Source organism: Enterobacter sp. 725m/11 (assembly GCF_011683705.1).
Taxonomy (GTDB): Bacteria; Pseudomonadota; Gammaproteobacteria; order Enterobacterales; family Enterobacteriaceae; genus Enterobacter; species Enterobacter bugandensis.
Genome location: NZ_JAAQOK010000017.1, coordinates 35,412 through 50,670 on the forward strand (window position 1 = coordinate 35,412; position 15,259 = coordinate 50,670).

The window sequence follows — 15,259 nt, forward strand, 5'->3', positions numbered from 1 at the left end:
TCTTTTCTAACGGACGACCGCTATGCTGAAAAATCTGCACGTGATTACCGGAATTATCTTTGCCCTCACCATATTCTGTCTGCTGCAAGTTGTCACGGGAGGGTTGTTCTACTCTGCCGTCAGCAACGATCGCCATAACTTCCAGAACTCCGGCGTGCTGAATGCCCAGCAGGAAAGCCTGAGCGACAGCGTGAACACGCTGGTGAAAACGCGCGTTACCGTCACTCGCGTGGCAATCCGCTACCTGAAGAACCAGCGCGACCCGGCATCCCTTGCCGCGATTAACAAACTGCTCGGCACCGCAGGCGACTCGCTGGCTAAAGCTGAAGCCTATAACAAAGAATGGCAGAAAATGCCGCAGGTTAACGGCCAGAATGCGGCGTTAACCGACGAGATGCAGAAGTCATGGAATCAGATGCACGAGGTGATGCGTTTGTCGATTGAGTATCTGCGTGCCGACAACTACCAGGCCTATGGCGATCTGGACGCTCAGCAGGCCCAGGACGACATGGAAGCGGTCTATAACCGCTGGCGCGCCGAGAACAACACGCTGCTGAAGGCGGCAACCGAAGAGAACCAAAGCAGCTTCACGCAGATGCAGTGGACGCTGGCAGCCATTTTCCTGGCCGTTATCGCCGTGCTGGTGGTGATCTGGCAGGGTTTACAGCACCTGCTGTTAAAACCGCTCAACGCCATCATGAACCATATTCGCGCCATTGCGGGAGGCGATCTGACGCAGGATATCACCCTCTCTGGCCGCAATGAGATGGGTCAGCTGGCGGCTGGCCTGCACGAGATGCAGCAGTCGCTGGTGACAACCGTCAGCGCCGTACGCGGCAGCACCGACTCCATCTACACCGGCGCGGGTGAAATTGCCGCAGGGAGCAACGATCTCTCCGCCCGCACCGAAGAGCAGGCCTCCTCGCTCGAAGAGACAGCCGCCAGCATGGAAGAGCTGACCGCAACGGTTAAACAGAACTCCGATAACGCCCGTCAGGCGACGCTGCTGGCGAAGAATGCCTCTGAAACAGCGGCTCGCGGCGGCCACGTCGTGGATAACGTGGTGCGCACCATGAACGAAATTGCCGACAGTTCGCAGCAAATCGCTCATATTACCGGCGTGATTGACAGCATTGCATTCCAGACCAACATTCTGGCGCTTAACGCCGCGGTGGAAGCCGCACGCGCAGGCGAGCAAGGCCGCGGGTTTGCGGTTGTCGCCGGAGAAGTTCGTACGCTGGCCAGCCGCAGCGCGCAGGCGGCGAAAGAGATCAAAGGGCTTATTGAGAACTCCGTCAGCCGGGTGAACACCGGTTCTGAGCAGGTCAGCGAAGCGGGCGCGACTATGAAGGAGATTGTCGCCGCCGTCACCCGCGTCACCGATATCATGGGCGAGATTTCGTCCGCATCGGATGAGCAGAGCCGCGGAATTGAGCAGGTGAGCCTGGCCGTGTCGCAGATGGACAGCGTGACGCAGCAAAACGCCGCGCTGGTGCAGCAGTCGGCCACGGCGGCAGCGGCGCTGGAAGATCAGTCCGAACAGCTGCGTCAGGCCGTGGCCGCGTTTCGTCTGAACGGTAAAGCAAACGCCACCGCCCCGCGCCCGGCCAACGTTAAAACACCGCAACTGCTGCGTCCGGCAACGGCTAACGCCACCTCCGACAGTAACTGGGAAACCTTCTAAGCCTCAGGCGGGCGAAGATATCGCCCGCTAACGGCTGCGCTTGGCGTGCCGTTCCCAGTTCTCCTGCTTCGCGTCGTCGGATTTTCGCAGGGAAACATAGCAAGCCCCGCTGCCGCCGTGATGCGGCAGCGCCACGCAGAACGCCTGTACTTCCTCGAACTCGGTTAACCAGCGTGCCAGATAGCTACGCACCACATTAGGATGCGAATTTTGCTCGCGCCCTTTCCCGTGGATGATGATGAGGTTACGTAATCCGTCACGACTGGCCTGGCGAATAAAGGAATACAGCATCTGGCGGCAGCGTTCAGCGGGCTGACGCAACAGATTTAAGCTGGCCTGTCGGGAGTATTTACCCGAACGCAGCTTGTCAATAACGCCCTGCTGGACGCCTTCGCGCTGGAACGCCAGCGGCTCGTCAAGCGGCAATAGCTCAAGGAAACCCAGGGTCAGAAAGTTGTCGAGGTGTTCGGTATCGATGTCCTGGCGAGCCCGGGTATTACGGCTTTGCTGCCAGTGGATATCGGTGCAGCGTTTCAGGGGCTGGACATCCTCCATGGCGTCAAGAAAAAGGGATTTGTCGTCAGGGTTCATGGAAATCCTCCGGCTACATCTGGGCTTGTACTATACCTGCGCCAGACAGGTGTCTCAATAACCCTTAGAAGATGAGGCACGAGATAAATATTAACCCGATGAATATATATAGTCATTATAAAATGTACTTAAACCTGACTTAACTAAAACCCCAGCAAGAGTAAAATAGGTGATTTGCGTTAAATTTTTCTAAAATCAGTCATTCACCTTCCTTTCATTTTTCGGGAAAGGTGTTATAACTAAATTTACCTGCCTCATGGATATAATACCCAGGACTTGCGAAAGGACGCACTGCTGTGTGTACTATAGGGTCTGTCTGATGTCGGGCAGACTCTGTTTTTTTATTATGCGACATTCACTCTGAAACTATTTTCCTCGCCTCCCTTCTGAATTGCGTAATTAATGATTCGGCAAGCGGAGTTTGACGAGAATCCCGGCGCTGAATTAAATAATATGCGGCTTTTGGAAGCGACTCGGCAACCGGCAGAATCACCAGACGGTGCGCCAGCAGCGGATCACAGCCTAACTCCTGCGGAAGGATACTTAAAAAATCACTTTGCGCAACAAGGCTAATGCAGGAAGAAAAGGTTTCGCACACTACGCCAATCCGCGGTATTTGCGAGCGGTGGCTAAATAGATCTTCTAATTGCTTATAATAACTTCCCCGCGGCGTTGGCATTGTCCAGTTATAATGCAGCAGATCGTTAATGGATGTTGCCCCTGTCGCCGGATGCCCTTCCCGGCAAAATACCGCAAATGGTTTTTCGAAGAGTTTTTCAAACGTAAACTCATGGTCGTAAGGCCCCTGATAATAGGTGTTGATGGTGAAGTCCAGTTCGCCCTGGCGTAATTCATTGATCATCGACACCAGCTGCCCTTCCATAATTCGCACTTTAACCTGCGGGTGCTGGGCGTGAAAACGGGTGATGACGGCGGGCATCAGGCTGCGTGACACGCTGGCCCCCATCCCGATATTGATCTGCCCGGCCAGATCCCCCTGCCGCTGGCGAATATCATCCTGCGCCGCACGCAGCTCTTCCAGAATCAGCCTGGCGCGCTGGTAAAACCCTTCCCCGCACTCGGTCAGCGCAACGCCTTTACTCCGGCGAACAAAAAGCTGCGCCGCCATGCCCTCCTCCAGCTCTTTGATGGATTTAGTCAGCGCCGGCTGCGAGAGATTCAGCGTCCGGCTGGCACCGCGAATGCTGCCCTGACGCGCCACTTCAACAAACGCCCGGATTTGATGAAATTTAATCTGAAATGACATAGCCCAACCGATAACCGTTGTTTATCAGAGTAAAGAAACTGTCATCTACTTTAATGGAAAGGGATGTGCGAGGGTAATTCCTGAACGGTTAAAACTGTGAAAAAACGGTTAGTGATAAGTAAAAACTATCACAGCGTGAAGCAGTTCACATTTTTTAATGATGACAGGAACAGATATGGACACACTGGCGCAGTACATCCAGACATTAGCCCCCCAGTTGATCGCATGGCGTCGCGATTTTCACCATTTTGCGGAATCCGGCTGGGTAGAGTTCCGTACCGCCGCAAAGGTCGCGGAAATCCTTGACTCCCTGGGCTACGAACTGGCGATGGGTCGCGACGTGATCGATGCCGAAAGCCGTATGGGACTGCCCGATGACGCCACCCTTTCGCGAGAGTTTGCCCGTGCGCGGTCACAGGGCGCGCCTGAGAAATGGCTGGCACCGTTTGAAGGCGGATTTACCGGCATTGTGGCGACCCTGAATACCGGACGACCGGGCCCGACGCTGGCGTTTCGCGTCGACATGGATGCCCTTGATTTAAGCGAAGCGCTCGACGACAGCCATCGCCCGTTCCGCGACGGTTTTGCCTCCTGCAACGCGGGAATGATGCACGCCTGCGCGCACGACGGCCACACCACCATTGGCCTGGGGCTGGCAAAGGTGCTTAAGCAGAAAGAAGCGCAGCTCAACGGTACCGTCAAGCTGATTTTCCAGCCTGCCGAAGAAGGCACCCGCGGCGCGCGCGCCATGGTCGCCGCCGGGGCGCTGGACGGCGTGGACTATTTTACCGCCATCCATATTGGTACCGGCGTCCCCGCCGGAACGGCGATCTGCGGCAGCGATAACTTTATGGCAACCACCAAGTTCGACGTGAACTTTACCGGCGTTGCCGCACACGCGGGCGGCAAACCGGAGGATGGACGTAACGCCCTGCTTGCCGCCGCGCAGGCCGCCCTCGCCCTGCACAGCATCGCCCCGCACAGCGAAGGCGCTTCCCGCGTCAACGTCGGCGTGATGCAGGCGGGTAGCGGCCGCAACGTGGTGCCCGCAAATGCACTGATTAAGGTTGAAACCCGCGGCGAAAGCGAAGCAATAAACCAGTATGTCTTTGAACGCGCGAAGGCTGTCATTACCGGCGCGGCCGCGCTCTATGGCGTGAGCGCGGAGATGCGCCTGATGGGGGCCGCCACCTCCAGCGCGCCGACGCCGGCCTGGGTTGATTACCTGCGTGAACAGGCGAGCCAGGTATCGGGAATTGTGCACGCAATCGATAAGGTGAAAGCGCCAGCAGGCTCTGAAGACGCCACGCTGATGATGGCCCGCGTGCAGCAGAACGGCGGCATGGCGTCGTATATGGTGTTCGGCACGGATTTGAGCGCCGGACATCACAACGAAAAATTCGACTTCGATGAGCAGGTCATGGCTGTCGCCATTGAAACGCTGGCGCGAACTGCGCTCAATTTCCCGTGGACGCGAGGTGTGTAATGCAGGAGAACTACGCTTTTATTGCCGATGCCATCGACACGCGATGTCAGACGCTAACCGATATTGCCGATGCAATTTGGGATCATCCCGAAACCCGCTTTGAAGAGTTCTGGTCCTCCAGACGGCTCGCTGACGAGCTGGAAGCCGAGGGCTTTACGCTGACCCGCGAGGCAGGCGGTATCCCCAACGCGTTTATCGCCAGCTTCGGCAGCGGGAAACCGGTTATCGCTCTGCTGGGCGAGTACGACGCGCTGGCCGGGCTAAGCCAGCAGGCGCACTGCGCGACGGCGCAATCCGCCACGCCGGGGGCGAACGGCCACGGCTGCGGGCATAACCTGCTGGGCACCGCGGCGCTTGCGGGCGCGGTGGCGGTAAAAAGCTGGCTGGAGCAGCACGGCGGCAGCGGAACGGTGCGTTTTTACGGCTGTCCCGGTGAGGAAGGCGGCTCCGGGAAAACCTTTATGGTACGTGAAGGTCTGTTTGATGACGTTGATGCCGCTGTCACCTGGCACCCGGAGGCCTTTGCCGGGATGTTTAACGTCAGCACGCTCGCCAACATTCAGGCGGCCTGGCGTTTTCACGGCGTGGCGGCGCATGCGGCCAACTCGCCCCATTTAGGGCGCAGCGCGCTGGACGCCGTGACGCTGATGACTACCGGCACCAACTTCCTTAACGAGCACATCATAGAGAAAGCGCGCGTCCATTACGCCATCACCGACACCGGCGGGATTTCGCCCAACGTGGTGCAGGCGCAGGCTGAAGTGCTGTACCTGATCCGCGCCCCGGAGATGGCCGACGCGCAGCAGATCTACCAACGCATCGAAAAAATTGCCCAGGGCGCGGCAATGATGACCGAAACCACCGTCGAATGCCGCTTTGATAAGGCCTGCTCCAGCTACCTGCCGAACCGCACGCTTGAGGCTGCGATGTACCGCGCGTTGCAGCACTACGGCACGCCGGAGTGGACCGATGAAGAGCGCGACTTTGCCCGCGAAATCCGCGCCACGCTGACGCCAAACGATCTGCAGAACAGCCTGAAAAACATTGCCGCCACGGGGGGAGAAGCAGGCAAAGCCTTTGCCCGCCGCCATCAGGAGACGCTGCTGGTGGATGAAGTCGCGCCCTATGCCATTACCGATAACGTGCTGGCGGGTTCAACGGACGTGGGTGACGTCAGCTGGAAAATGCCGGTCGCCCAGTGCTTCAGCCCCTGCTTTACCGTCGGCACGCCGCTGCACACCTGGCAACTGGTGGCGCAGGGACGAACCTCCATCGCCCACAAAGGCATGCTGCTGGCCGGGAAAGTGATGGGCGCAACCGCACTCAATCTGCTGCAGGATGCAGACCTGCTGAAAACATGCCGTGAAGAGTTCGAACAACAAATAGAAGAAAAACCGTACGCGTGTCCGATCCCACCGGGCGTGACACCGTCACCTTTAAAATAAAAAAACACAACACAACAACACAACACTCCCGAGGAACGCCCATGAGTATGTCATCCATACCTTCGCATTCCCCATCCGGTAAGCTCTATGGCTGGGTTGAAAGGATCGGCAATAAAGTGCCGCACCCTTTCCTGCTGTTTATCTATCTGATTGTGATTTTGATGGTTGCTACCGCCGTGCTCTCGGCCTTTGACGTCAGCGTGCGCAGCCCGGCAGACGGCAGCCTGGTGGCGGTGAAAAACCTGCTCAGCGTTGACGGGCTGCACTGGTTTTTACCGAACGTGATCAAAAACTTTAGCGGTTTCGCTCCGCTGGGTGCCATTCTGGCGCTGGTGCTGGGCGCCGGGCTGGCTGAACGCGTGGGCTTGTTACCCGCACTGATGGTAAAAATGGCGTCCCACGTCAGCGCGCGCTACGCCAGCTACATGGTGCTGTTTATCGCCTTCTTTAGCCACATTTCATCCGATGCCGCGCTGGTGATTATGCCGCCGATGGGGGCGCTGATCTTCCTCGCCGTCGGGCGCCATCCCGTGGCGGGTCTGCTGTCGGCCATTGCGGGCGTGGGCTGCGGGTTTACCGCCAACCTGCTGATCGTCACCACCGACGTGCTGCTCTCGGGCATCAGCACGGAGGCAGCGAAAACCATTGATGCGGCCATGCACGTCAGCGTGATCGACAACTGGTACTTTATGGCCAGCTCGGTGATTGTCCTGACGATTGTCGGCGGGCTGATTACCGATAAGATCGTCGAGCCGCGTCTGGGCAAATGGGAAGGCCGTAGCGATGAAAAGCTGGAGACGCTGAGCAAAGAGCAGCGCTTCGGCCTGCGCGTGGCCGGGCTGGTCTCGCTGGCGTTTATCGCGCTGGTGGCGCTGATGGTGGTGCCGGAAAACGGCATACTGCGCGATCCCGTTAAGCATACCGTCCTGCCGTCGCCGTTTATTCAGGGCATCGTGCCGCTGATTATTCTCTTCTTCTTTGTCGTTTCGCTCGCCTACGGTATCGCTACCGGCAAAATCCGCCGTCAGGGCGATCTGCCGCAGCTGATGATCGAGCCGATGAAAGAGATGGCGGGCTTTATCGTGATGGTATTCCCGCTGGCGCAGTTCGTGGCGATGTTTAACTGGAGCAACATGGGCAAGTTTATGGCCGTGGGCCTGACCGACGCGCTGGAGGCTGCCGGATTAAGCGGCGTACCGGCGTTTGTCGGGCTGGCGCTGCTGTCATCCCTGCTGTGCATGTTTATTGCCAGCGGCTCCGCCATCTGGTCAATTCTGGCGCCGATCTTCGTGCCGATGTTTATGATGCTCGGGTTCCACCCGGCGTTTGCCCAGATCCTGTTCCGCATCGCGGACTCCTCGGTGATCCCGCTGGCGCCCGTCTCACCTTTCGTTCCGCTGTTTTTAGGTTTCCTGCAGCGCTATAAGCCCGAGGCCAGACTGGGTACCTACTATTCGCTGGTTTTACCCTACCCGCTTATCTTTTTAGGGGTATGGCTGGTGATGCTGGTGGCATGGTATCTTGTCGGCCTGCCGATTGGGCCGGGGATATACCCGAGGCTAAATTAAAGGATTGAAAATGCTGAGATTACTCGAAGATAAAATTGCGACGCCGCTCGGGCCGCTGTGGGTGATCGCGGACGAGCAGTTCTGCCTGCGCGCCGTTGAGTGGGAAGAGCACAGCGACCGCATGGAGGAACTGCTGGATATTCATTACCGCGCACAGGGTTATGAACGCATCAGCGCCACCAACCCGGGCGGGCTGAGCGACAAGCTGGCGGCGTATTTTGAAGGCGATCTCAGCATCATTGACACTCTGCCAACCGCCACGGCAGGTACCCCTTTTCAGCGCGAAGTGTGGCAGGCGCTGCGGTCGATTCCGTGCGGGCAGGTCATGCATTACGGCCAGCTCGCGGAGCAGCTAGGCCGCGCAGGCGCCGCACGCGCGGTGGGTGCCGCCAATGGCTCTAATCCGGTCAGCATTGTGGTGCCCTGCCATCGGGTCATTGGCCGTAACGGCACCATGACCGGCTATGCCGGCGGCGTGCAGCGCAAGGAGTGGTTACTGCGTCACGAAGGGTATCTCTTGCTGTAGATCCCAGGCTTTTTGTGCTTAATTTTCTACCGGTTAGGCTAAAAATCCATAATCAAGCTGTGGAATTTCAAGAAGATGGCAACACGTTGCCGTCTCTTGTCCTTATTGAGGGTTTGTCAGGCTTACGTACTTACCAAAAAGATGTTAAAATTGACCAATATCAATTAAGGCTTGAGCAAACCTATGATCCCGGAAAAGCGAATTATACGACGCATTCAGTCTGGCGGTTGTGCTATCCATTGCCAGGATTGCAGCATCAGCCAGCTCTGTATCCCGTTTACCCTGAATGAGCATGAACTCGATCAGCTTGATAATATCATCGAGCGCAAAAAGCCGATTCAGAAAGGGCAGACGCTGTTTAAAGCGGGAGACGAACTGAAATCGCTCTATGCTATCCGCTCTGGCACCATCAAGAGCTACACCATCACCGAACAGGGTGACGAGCAGATCACCGGCTTCCACCTGGCAGGCGATCTGGTGGGCTTTGATGCCATCGGCACTGGTCACCACCCGAGCTTTGCTCAGGCACTCGAAACCTCAATGGTTTGCGAAATTCCGTTTGAAACCCTGGACGATCTGTCCGGTAAGATGCCTAACCTGCGTCAGCAGATGATGCGTCTGATGAGCGGTGAGATCAAAGGCGATCAGGACATGATTCTGCTGCTTTCCAAAAAGAATGCAGAAGAGCGCCTGGCCGCGTTTATCTACAACCTCTCCCGCCGCTTCGCCGAGCGCGGTTTTTCGCCGCGTGAGTTCCGTCTGACCATGACCCGTGGCGATATCGGTAACTACCTGGGCCTGACCGTTGAGACCATCAGCCGTCTGCTGGGTCGTTTCCAGAAGAGCGGAATGCTGGCCGTTAAGGGTAAATACATCACTATCGAAAACGGCGAAGCGCTGGCCGTTCTTGCCGGACACGCCCGCAACGTGGCGTAACTCTCCGCATGTTGATAACCAGACTGATAAATTCACGTGATTTATTGGTCTGGTATCATCGCTTCCGCTTTAAGACATTTTCATCGTAGCACGTCCCCATACAGCGCCTGAAAGGTTGTCGTTGAGGTTATGAATTGAGAGAAAGTTTGTTTTTCGTTTCAGTCGTGATCGCCTCAGTGACCTTTATATTCATCTGGATCATGCTTGTCGGTCCGATGAAGGGGGAGGAAAAAACCTACGTTCAGGATTCCACGACCTTTGCGATAGCGGTGATGGTGCTGCTGTTCATTGCGTTTATCGCGGTGACATCCACCGTGCTTTTCCTCTGATAAATTTTCATGAATTATTGATCTGGCAAAAGCTCCCCTCTGTTTCATTCAGGATATATAGGTTACTCTTTTAATTACAGACTGTGGTGACAGTAGTAAGGAGACCTGTATGGCCAAGTATCAAAACATGCTGGTAGCTATCGATCCGAATCAGGACGATCAGCCGGCATTACGACGTGCTGTGTATTTACATCAACGGATTGGTGGCAAAATCAAAGCGTTTTTGCCGATCTATGACTTCTCGTATGAGATGACCACCCTTCTGTCGCCTGACGAGCGCACCGCTATGCGTCAGGGCGTCATCAGCCAGCGTACCGCGTGGATCCGTGAACAGGCGAAGTATTACCTGGAAGCGGGCGTGCCTATTGATATTAAAGTGGTCTGGCATAACCGACCTTTTGAGGCCATTATCCAGGAAGTGGTTGCCGGTGGGCACGACCTGCTGCTGAAGATGGCGCACCAGCACGACAAGCTGGAGTCCGTAATCTTCACTCCGACCGACTGGCATCTGTTGCGTAAATGCCCTTGCCCGGTCTGGATGGTGAAAGACCAGCCGTGGCCTGAAGGCGGGAAAGCCGTTGTGGCGGTGAATCTCGCGAGCGAAGAGGATTATCACAATTCGCTCAACGAGAAGCTGGTGAAGGAGACCATCCAGCTTGCCGATCAGGTTAACCATACCGAAGTGCATCTGGTGGGCGCCTATCCGGTTACGCCGATCAATATCGCCATTGAGCTGCCGGAATTTGACCCTAGCGTCTATAACGACGCGATCCGCGGTCAGCACCTGCTGGCGATGAAAGCGCTGCGCCAGAAGTTCAGCATTGACGAGAACATGACGCACGTGGAAAAAGGGCTGCCTGAAGAGGTGATCCCGGATTTAGCCGAACATCTGCAGGCCGGGATTGTGGTGCTGGGCACCATTGGCCGGACCGGTATCTCTGCTGCCTTCCTCGGCAATACCGCCGAACAGGTGATCGACCATCTGCGCTGCGACCTGCTGGTCATCAAGCCGGATGAGTATCAGACGCCAATTGAGCTGGACGACCCGGAAGACGATTAACGTAAACATCAAAGCCCGCCGCTCCGGCGGGCTTTTCTCATCAGCTCTCCATTACCGGCTTCGGCTGTTCACCTGACTCATCCTGCATCCACGGCGCGTGCAATACCATGCTGGGCAGCGCCAGCTTAATCTCCTGGGCGTTCAGTCCTTCAAGAATACGGATATTGATCTCCTGCTGGATGTCCATGTATTTGTTGTAATCCGCGGTATTAACGATATGGACGACTTCAAACGTCAGGCGGTCGCGGTCGAATCCCAGAAAATGGGCACGATCGAATTTTGTCTCGCCGACATCAGTAATGATCTGCCTGACCATATCCCCCACGTAGCGCAACTTATCGGGCGGCGTGTCGCTGGCAACGCCAAAGGTAAAGACGATGCGACGCGTCTGCATGCGTTTGTAGTTGTGAAGCGTCTGCTGAAGCAAAATGGCGTTACCGCAGACGATCTGCTCCCCGCTCAGGCTGCGGATACGGGTCGTTTTCAGGCCAATGTGCTCTACCGTCCCCGCCACGTCGTTGAACACCACAAAATCGCCAATTTCAAACGGCTTATCAAAGCCGATAGAGAGCGAGGCAAACACGTCGCTGAGTATCGTTTGTACGGCGAGGGCGATGGCAATACCCCCTACCCCAAGACTGGCAACCAGAGCAGTGATGTTGACGCCCGCGTTAGCAAGGATAGACAGCAGCATCACTGACCAGACGATGGCACGGAGAATAAGCCCCGTGATCACCAGCGTGACCGGGTTTTTATGGCTTCCAGGCGCCAGCATGACGTGACGAAGCCACGACACCACCCCCTGATCCATCCACAGCGCCACCTGGATGGCGAAAACCAGGAACCAGGCGTGGCTCACGGTGCCAAAGAGATGATCCGGCAAGTCAACGAAACGCAGGCTGAAGAGCAGCGCCACCACAAACAGCAGGAAGCGGCTGGTACGGTTAAGCATATCGGTCAGGATAAAACGCATCCGGTTGGTGGTCGGGTGCTTGTCGCCCCAGGTGGTGATGCCTTTCTTAACGAATGCGATCAGGCGCGTTAGCAGCCAGTACACCAGCAGCGTCACAAAGACAACCGTGGCGGCGCCTATCCAGAATGTCGGCGTCATCATCAGCGCGATGATGTCGAAGCGGGACAGAAATTGCATTACACCTCCTCGTATTACACAAAGGGTAAAGTATAGACAGAGGAGAAACGCTGGCCGCAGAAATAGGAAAACCGCCCCGAAGGGCGGTTTGTCAGGAGAAAGCGAATTACAGCGCTTTCAGAATCGCATCCACGCTGGCTTTGGCGTCGCCAAACAGCATATGGGTATTCTCTTTGAAGAACAGCGGGTTCTGCACGCCAGCATAGCCGGTGTTCATCGAACGTTTGAAGACAATGACGTTCTGCGCCTTCCACACTTCCAGAACCGGCATCCCGGCGATTGGGCTGCGCGGATCGTCCTGTGCCGCCGGGTTAACGGTGTCGTTAGCACCAATAACCAGCACGGTGTCGGTGTCGGCGAAATCATCATTGATCTCGTCCATCTCCAGCACGATGTCGTATGGCACCTTCGCTTCCGCCAGCAGTACGTTCATGTGGCCCGGCAGACGTCCGGCCACCGGGTGAATACCAAAGCGAACGTTGATACCGCGCGCGCGCAGCTTCTCGGTGATTTCCGCCACCGGATACTGCGCCTGCGCCACCGCCATACCGTAGCCTGGGGTGATGATCACAGAATGCGAGTTTTTCAGCATTTCCGCGGTGTCTTCCGCGCTGATCTCACGGTGTTCACCCACTTCTTCGTCAGTGCCGGTAGAAGAACCGTCAGAACCGAAGCCACCGGCGATAACGCTGATGAACGAACGGTTCATCGCCTTACACATGATGTAAGACAGGATGGCACCGGAAGAACCGACCAGCGCACCGGTGACGATCAGCAGGTCGTTGCTCAGCATAAAGCCCGCAGCCGCCGCTGCCCAACCGGAGTAAGAGTTCAGCATCGAGACAACCACCGGCATATCCGCACCGCCGATGGACGCCACCAGATGCCAGCCAAACGCCAGCGCGATGATGGTCATCACCAGCAACGCCAGTACCTGCAGGCCCACGCTTTCGGTACGCACGAAGACCACCAGGAGCACAAACGACACCACCAGCGCCGCCAGGTTCAGCTTGTGACGGTTAGGCAGCATCAGCGGTTTAGAAGAGATCTTACCGCGCAGCTTGCCGAACGCTACGATAGAACCGGTAAAGGTTACTGCACCGATGAAGATACCGAGGAACACTTCGGTCAGATGAATGTTGACCAGAATCGGCTCCATGCCCGGTTCGTGATACAGGTAGCTGTTGAAGCCCACCAGCACCGCCGCCAGGCCCACGAAGCTGTGCAGAATCGCCACCAGCTCCGGCATCTCGGTCATTTCAACGCGCTTCGCCAGGCGAATACCAATCGCGCCGCCGATGATCATCGCCACCAGGATCCACGCCACGTTGCCGGTATCCGGCCCGAAGATGGTGGCAATCAGCGCAATCGCCATCCCGGCGATACCAAAGTTATTTCCCTGCTGAGACGTTTCGTGTTTGGAAAGCCCCGCCAGACTGAAAATAAACAGGATTGCAGCAACAATGTATGCGGCTGTCACTAATCCTCCAGACATATGCTACCCCTTAGCCTTTACGAAACATTTTCAGCATGCGCTGAGTCACGGTGAAACCACCGAAAATATTGATACTGGCGATCAGCACCGCGATAAAGCTCAGGAAGCTGATCCAGCCGCCGTGTCCAATCTGCAGCAACGCCCCTACCACGATGATCCCGGAGATAGCGTTGGTCACCGACATCAGCGGCGTATGCAGCGCATGGGAGACGTTCCACACCACGTAGTAACCCACAACGCACGAGAGTGCGAAGACGGTAAAGTGGCCGAGGAACTCTTTCGGCGCGACGTCAGCCAGCCAGCCGAACAGAATAATGACCAGCGCCATGATGGCGTATTTGCGCCACGGAGAAGCCGGTTTTGCCGGTTCTTTTGGCTCGGGTGCCGCTTTTGGCGCAGCCTGGGGCTGGGCTGAAACCTGAATAGGCGGCGCAGGCCAGGTAATTTCACCTTCGCGAACGACGGTGACGCCGCGCACCACCACATCGTCAAAATCGACGGTGATGTTGCCGTCTTTTTCTTTGCAGAGCAGCTTCAGCAGGTTAACCAGGTTGGTGCCGTACAGCTGAGACGACTGGGTTGGCAGGCGGCCAGGCAGGTCGGTATAGCCGATCACCTTAACGCCGTTAGCGGTCGTGGTCACCTGATTGGCAACGGTATACTCGCAGTTACCGCCGTTTTGCGCCGCCAGGTCGACAATCACGCTGCCCGGCTTCATGGAGTCGACCATCTCACGGGTGATCAGCTTCGGCGCCGGTTTACCCGGAATAAGCGCGGTGGTAACAATAATGTCGACGTCTTTTGCCTGCGCGGCGAAGAGTTCCATTTCGGCTTTGATAAAGGCTTCGGACATCACCTTCGCGTAACCATCACCGCTGCCCGCTTCTTCCTTAAAGTCCAGCTCAAGGAACTCGGCCCCCATGCTCTGAACCTGTTCCTTCACTTCGGGACGGGTGTCGAACGCGCGCACGATAGCGCCCAGGCTGTTTGCCGCACCGATTGCGGCAAGACCCGCCACGCCCGCGCCAATCACCATCACTTTCGCCGGTGGGACTTTCCCCGCCGCGGTGATCTGGCCGGTAAAGAAGCGTCCAAATTCGTGGGCTGCTTCAACAATGGCGCGGTAGCCGGCAATGTTTGCCATGGAGCTCAGCGCATCCAGCGACTGCGCGCGCGAAATACGCGGCACGGAGTCCATCGCCATCACGGTCACGCCACGGGCCGCCAGCTTCTCCATCAGTTCAGGATTTTGTGCAGGCCAGACGAAGCTCACCAGCGTGGTGCCTGGATTCAGCAGCGCAATCTCACTCTCTTCCGGCGCGTTGACCTTCAGAATCACGGGCGACTGCCAGACTTCAGCACCGTCCACCACTTCCGCGCCAGCCTGAATAAAGGCTTCGTCATCGAAACTCGCCAGCTTGCCTGCGCCGCTTTCAACCGCGACGGTAAAACCCAGCTTAAGCAGTTGCTCCACCGTTTTCGGTGTTGCCGCTACGCGGGTTTCATTGGCTAACCGTTCTTTTGGTACCCCAATACGCATAGTTTTCCCTTCCATCGGTTTTTGATGATGGTTTGTCGATAAATGCCCGCGGTTTGTATCAATTTTCGCCAGCATGATAGCGACGAGAAATGAGTAACCCCGCAAAATAAAACAGTAACAAACTGTCTATAACCTACTGAAAATAGCGCTTGTGATCTACCGCCAGAAAACACTATTTCTTA

At 56.6% G+C, this 15,259-nt stretch carries 13 protein-coding genes; 8 read left to right on the plus strand and 5 right to left on the minus strand.

Going from position 1 to position 15,259, the window contains the following annotated elements; genetic code table 11:
• Positions 1-22: 22 nt before the first annotated feature.
• Positions 23-1,684, plus strand: a complete 1,662-nt coding sequence (locus tag HBA26_RS09525) for a methyl-accepting chemotaxis protein (protein WP_063153904.1) — start codon at positions 23-25, stop codon at positions 1,682-1,684.
• Positions 1,685-1,711: 27 nt separating this feature from the next.
• On the opposite strand, the gene smrA is transcribed toward HBA26_RS09525, so the two are convergent.
• Together smrA and HBA26_RS09535 are read right to left on the minus strand one after the other, a co-directional pair.
• On the minus strand, positions 1,712-2,275 hold the full coding sequence (smrA, locus tag HBA26_RS09530) for a DNA endonuclease SmrA (protein ID WP_126345669.1): 564 nt from the start codon (positions 2,273-2,275) through the stop codon (positions 1,712-1,714).
• Positions 2,276-2,630: 355 nt separating this feature from the next.
• Positions 2,631-3,542, minus strand: a complete 912-nt coding sequence (locus HBA26_RS09535) for a LysR family transcriptional regulator (protein ID WP_047368434.1) — start codon at positions 3,540-3,542, stop codon at positions 2,631-2,633.
• 175 nt (positions 3,543-3,717) lie between these two features.
• On the opposite strand from HBA26_RS09535, the gene HBA26_RS09540 reads away from it, so the two are divergent.
• The 7 genes from HBA26_RS09540 to uspE all read left to right on the plus strand — a co-directional run bounded on the left by HBA26_RS09540 (position 3,718) and on the right by uspE (position 10,892).
• A complete protein-coding gene (locus tag HBA26_RS09540) occupies positions 3,718-5,028 on the plus strand; it encodes a M20 family metallo-hydrolase (protein ID WP_126345670.1) in 1,311 nt (436 codons plus the stop codon).
• The gene (locus HBA26_RS09545; protein ID WP_045261472.1) at positions 5,028-6,473 is read left to right on the plus strand and encodes a M20 family metallopeptidase; all 1,446 of its coding nucleotides are present in this window, start codon (positions 5,028-5,030) and stop codon (positions 6,471-6,473) included. The genes HBA26_RS09540 and HBA26_RS09545 overlap by 1 nt, the downstream gene beginning before the upstream one ends.
• Positions 6,474-6,514: 41 nt before the next feature.
• On the plus strand, positions 6,515-8,041 hold the full coding sequence (gene abgT / locus HBA26_RS09550) for a p-aminobenzoyl-glutamate transporter (protein ID WP_045261473.1): 1,527 nt from the start codon (positions 6,515-6,517) through the stop codon (positions 8,039-8,041).
• Positions 8,042-8,051: 10 nt separating this feature from the next.
• Complete coding sequence (gene ogt / locus HBA26_RS09555) at positions 8,052-8,567, plus strand: methylated-DNA--[protein]-cysteine S-methyltransferase (protein ID WP_028012946.1); 516 nt, start codon at positions 8,052-8,054, stop codon at positions 8,565-8,567.
• Positions 8,568-8,750: 183 nt separating this feature from the next.
• On the plus strand, positions 8,751-9,503 hold the full coding sequence (gene fnr, locus HBA26_RS09560; protein ID WP_006174991.1) for a fumarate/nitrate reduction transcriptional regulator Fnr: 753 nt from the start codon (positions 8,751-8,753) through the stop codon (positions 9,501-9,503).
• 176 nt (positions 9,504-9,679) lie between these two features.
• Positions 9,680-9,832 (plus strand): hypothetical protein, encoded by a 153-nt coding sequence (locus HBA26_RS09565; RefSeq protein ID WP_223824746.1) that lies wholly within the window; start codon positions 9,680-9,682, stop codon positions 9,830-9,832.
• A gap of 109 nt (positions 9,833-9,941) precedes the next feature.
• Positions 9,942-10,892: a universal stress protein UspE gene (uspE, locus tag HBA26_RS09570; protein WP_028012944.1), complete on the plus strand. Its 951-nt coding sequence runs from the start codon at positions 9,942-9,944 to the stop codon at positions 10,890-10,892.
• Between the two features lie 40 nt (positions 10,893-10,932).
• On the opposite strand, the gene HBA26_RS09575 is transcribed toward uspE, so the two are convergent.
• The 3 genes from HBA26_RS09575 to pntA form a co-directional block, all read right to left on the minus strand.
• Positions 10,933-12,042, minus strand: coding sequence for a mechanosensitive ion channel family protein (locus tag HBA26_RS09575; protein ID WP_045261475.1), 1,110 nt, complete (start codon positions 12,040-12,042; stop codon positions 10,933-10,935).
• 106 nt (positions 12,043-12,148) lie between these two features.
• Positions 12,149-13,537 carry a Re/Si-specific NAD(P)(+) transhydrogenase subunit beta gene (gene pntB, locus HBA26_RS09580; protein ID WP_126345671.1) on the minus strand — a complete coding sequence of 463 codons (1,389 nt, stop codon included), beginning with the start codon at positions 13,535-13,537 and terminating at the stop codon, positions 12,149-12,151.
• A gap of 10 nt (positions 13,538-13,547) precedes the next feature.
• A complete protein-coding gene (gene pntA / locus HBA26_RS09585) occupies positions 13,548-15,077 on the minus strand; it encodes a Re/Si-specific NAD(P)(+) transhydrogenase subunit alpha (RefSeq protein WP_028012942.1) in 1,530 nt (509 codons plus the stop codon).
• Positions 15,078-15,259 lie beyond the last annotated feature (182 nt).

Coding starts and splice junctions, on each gene's coding strand:
- HBA26_RS09545 (WP_045261472.1), top strand. CDS start 5,028: ATGCAGGAGAACTACGCTTTTATTGCCGATGCCATCGACACGCGATGT.
- HBA26_RS09575 (WP_045261475.1), bottom strand. CDS start 12,042: ATGCAATTTCTGTCCCGCTTCGACATCATCGCGCTGATGATGACGCCG.
- HBA26_RS09525 (WP_063153904.1), top strand. CDS start 23: ATGCTGAAAAATCTGCACGTGATTACCGGAATTATCTTTGCCCTCACC.
- abgT (WP_045261473.1), top strand. CDS start 6,515: ATGAGTATGTCATCCATACCTTCGCATTCCCCATCCGGTAAGCTCTAT.
- fnr (WP_006174991.1), top strand. CDS start 8,751: ATGATCCCGGAAAAGCGAATTATACGACGCATTCAGTCTGGCGGTTGT.
- HBA26_RS09535 (WP_047368434.1), bottom strand. CDS start 3,542: ATGTCATTTCAGATTAAATTTCATCAAATCCGGGCGTTTGTTGAAGTG.
- ogt (WP_028012946.1), top strand. CDS start 8,052: ATGCTGAGATTACTCGAAGATAAAATTGCGACGCCGCTCGGGCCGCTG.
- uspE (WP_028012944.1), top strand. CDS start 9,942: ATGGCCAAGTATCAAAACATGCTGGTAGCTATCGATCCGAATCAGGAC.
- pntA (WP_028012942.1), bottom strand. CDS start 15,077: ATGCGTATTGGGGTACCAAAAGAACGGTTAGCCAATGAAACCCGCGTA.
- smrA (WP_126345669.1), bottom strand. CDS start 2,275: ATGAACCCTGACGACAAATCCCTTTTTCTTGACGCCATGGAGGATGTC.
- HBA26_RS09540 (WP_126345670.1), top strand. CDS start 3,718: ATGGACACACTGGCGCAGTACATCCAGACATTAGCCCCCCAGTTGATC.
- pntB (WP_126345671.1), bottom strand. CDS start 13,537: ATGTCTGGAGGATTAGTGACAGCCGCATACATTGTTGCTGCAATCCTG.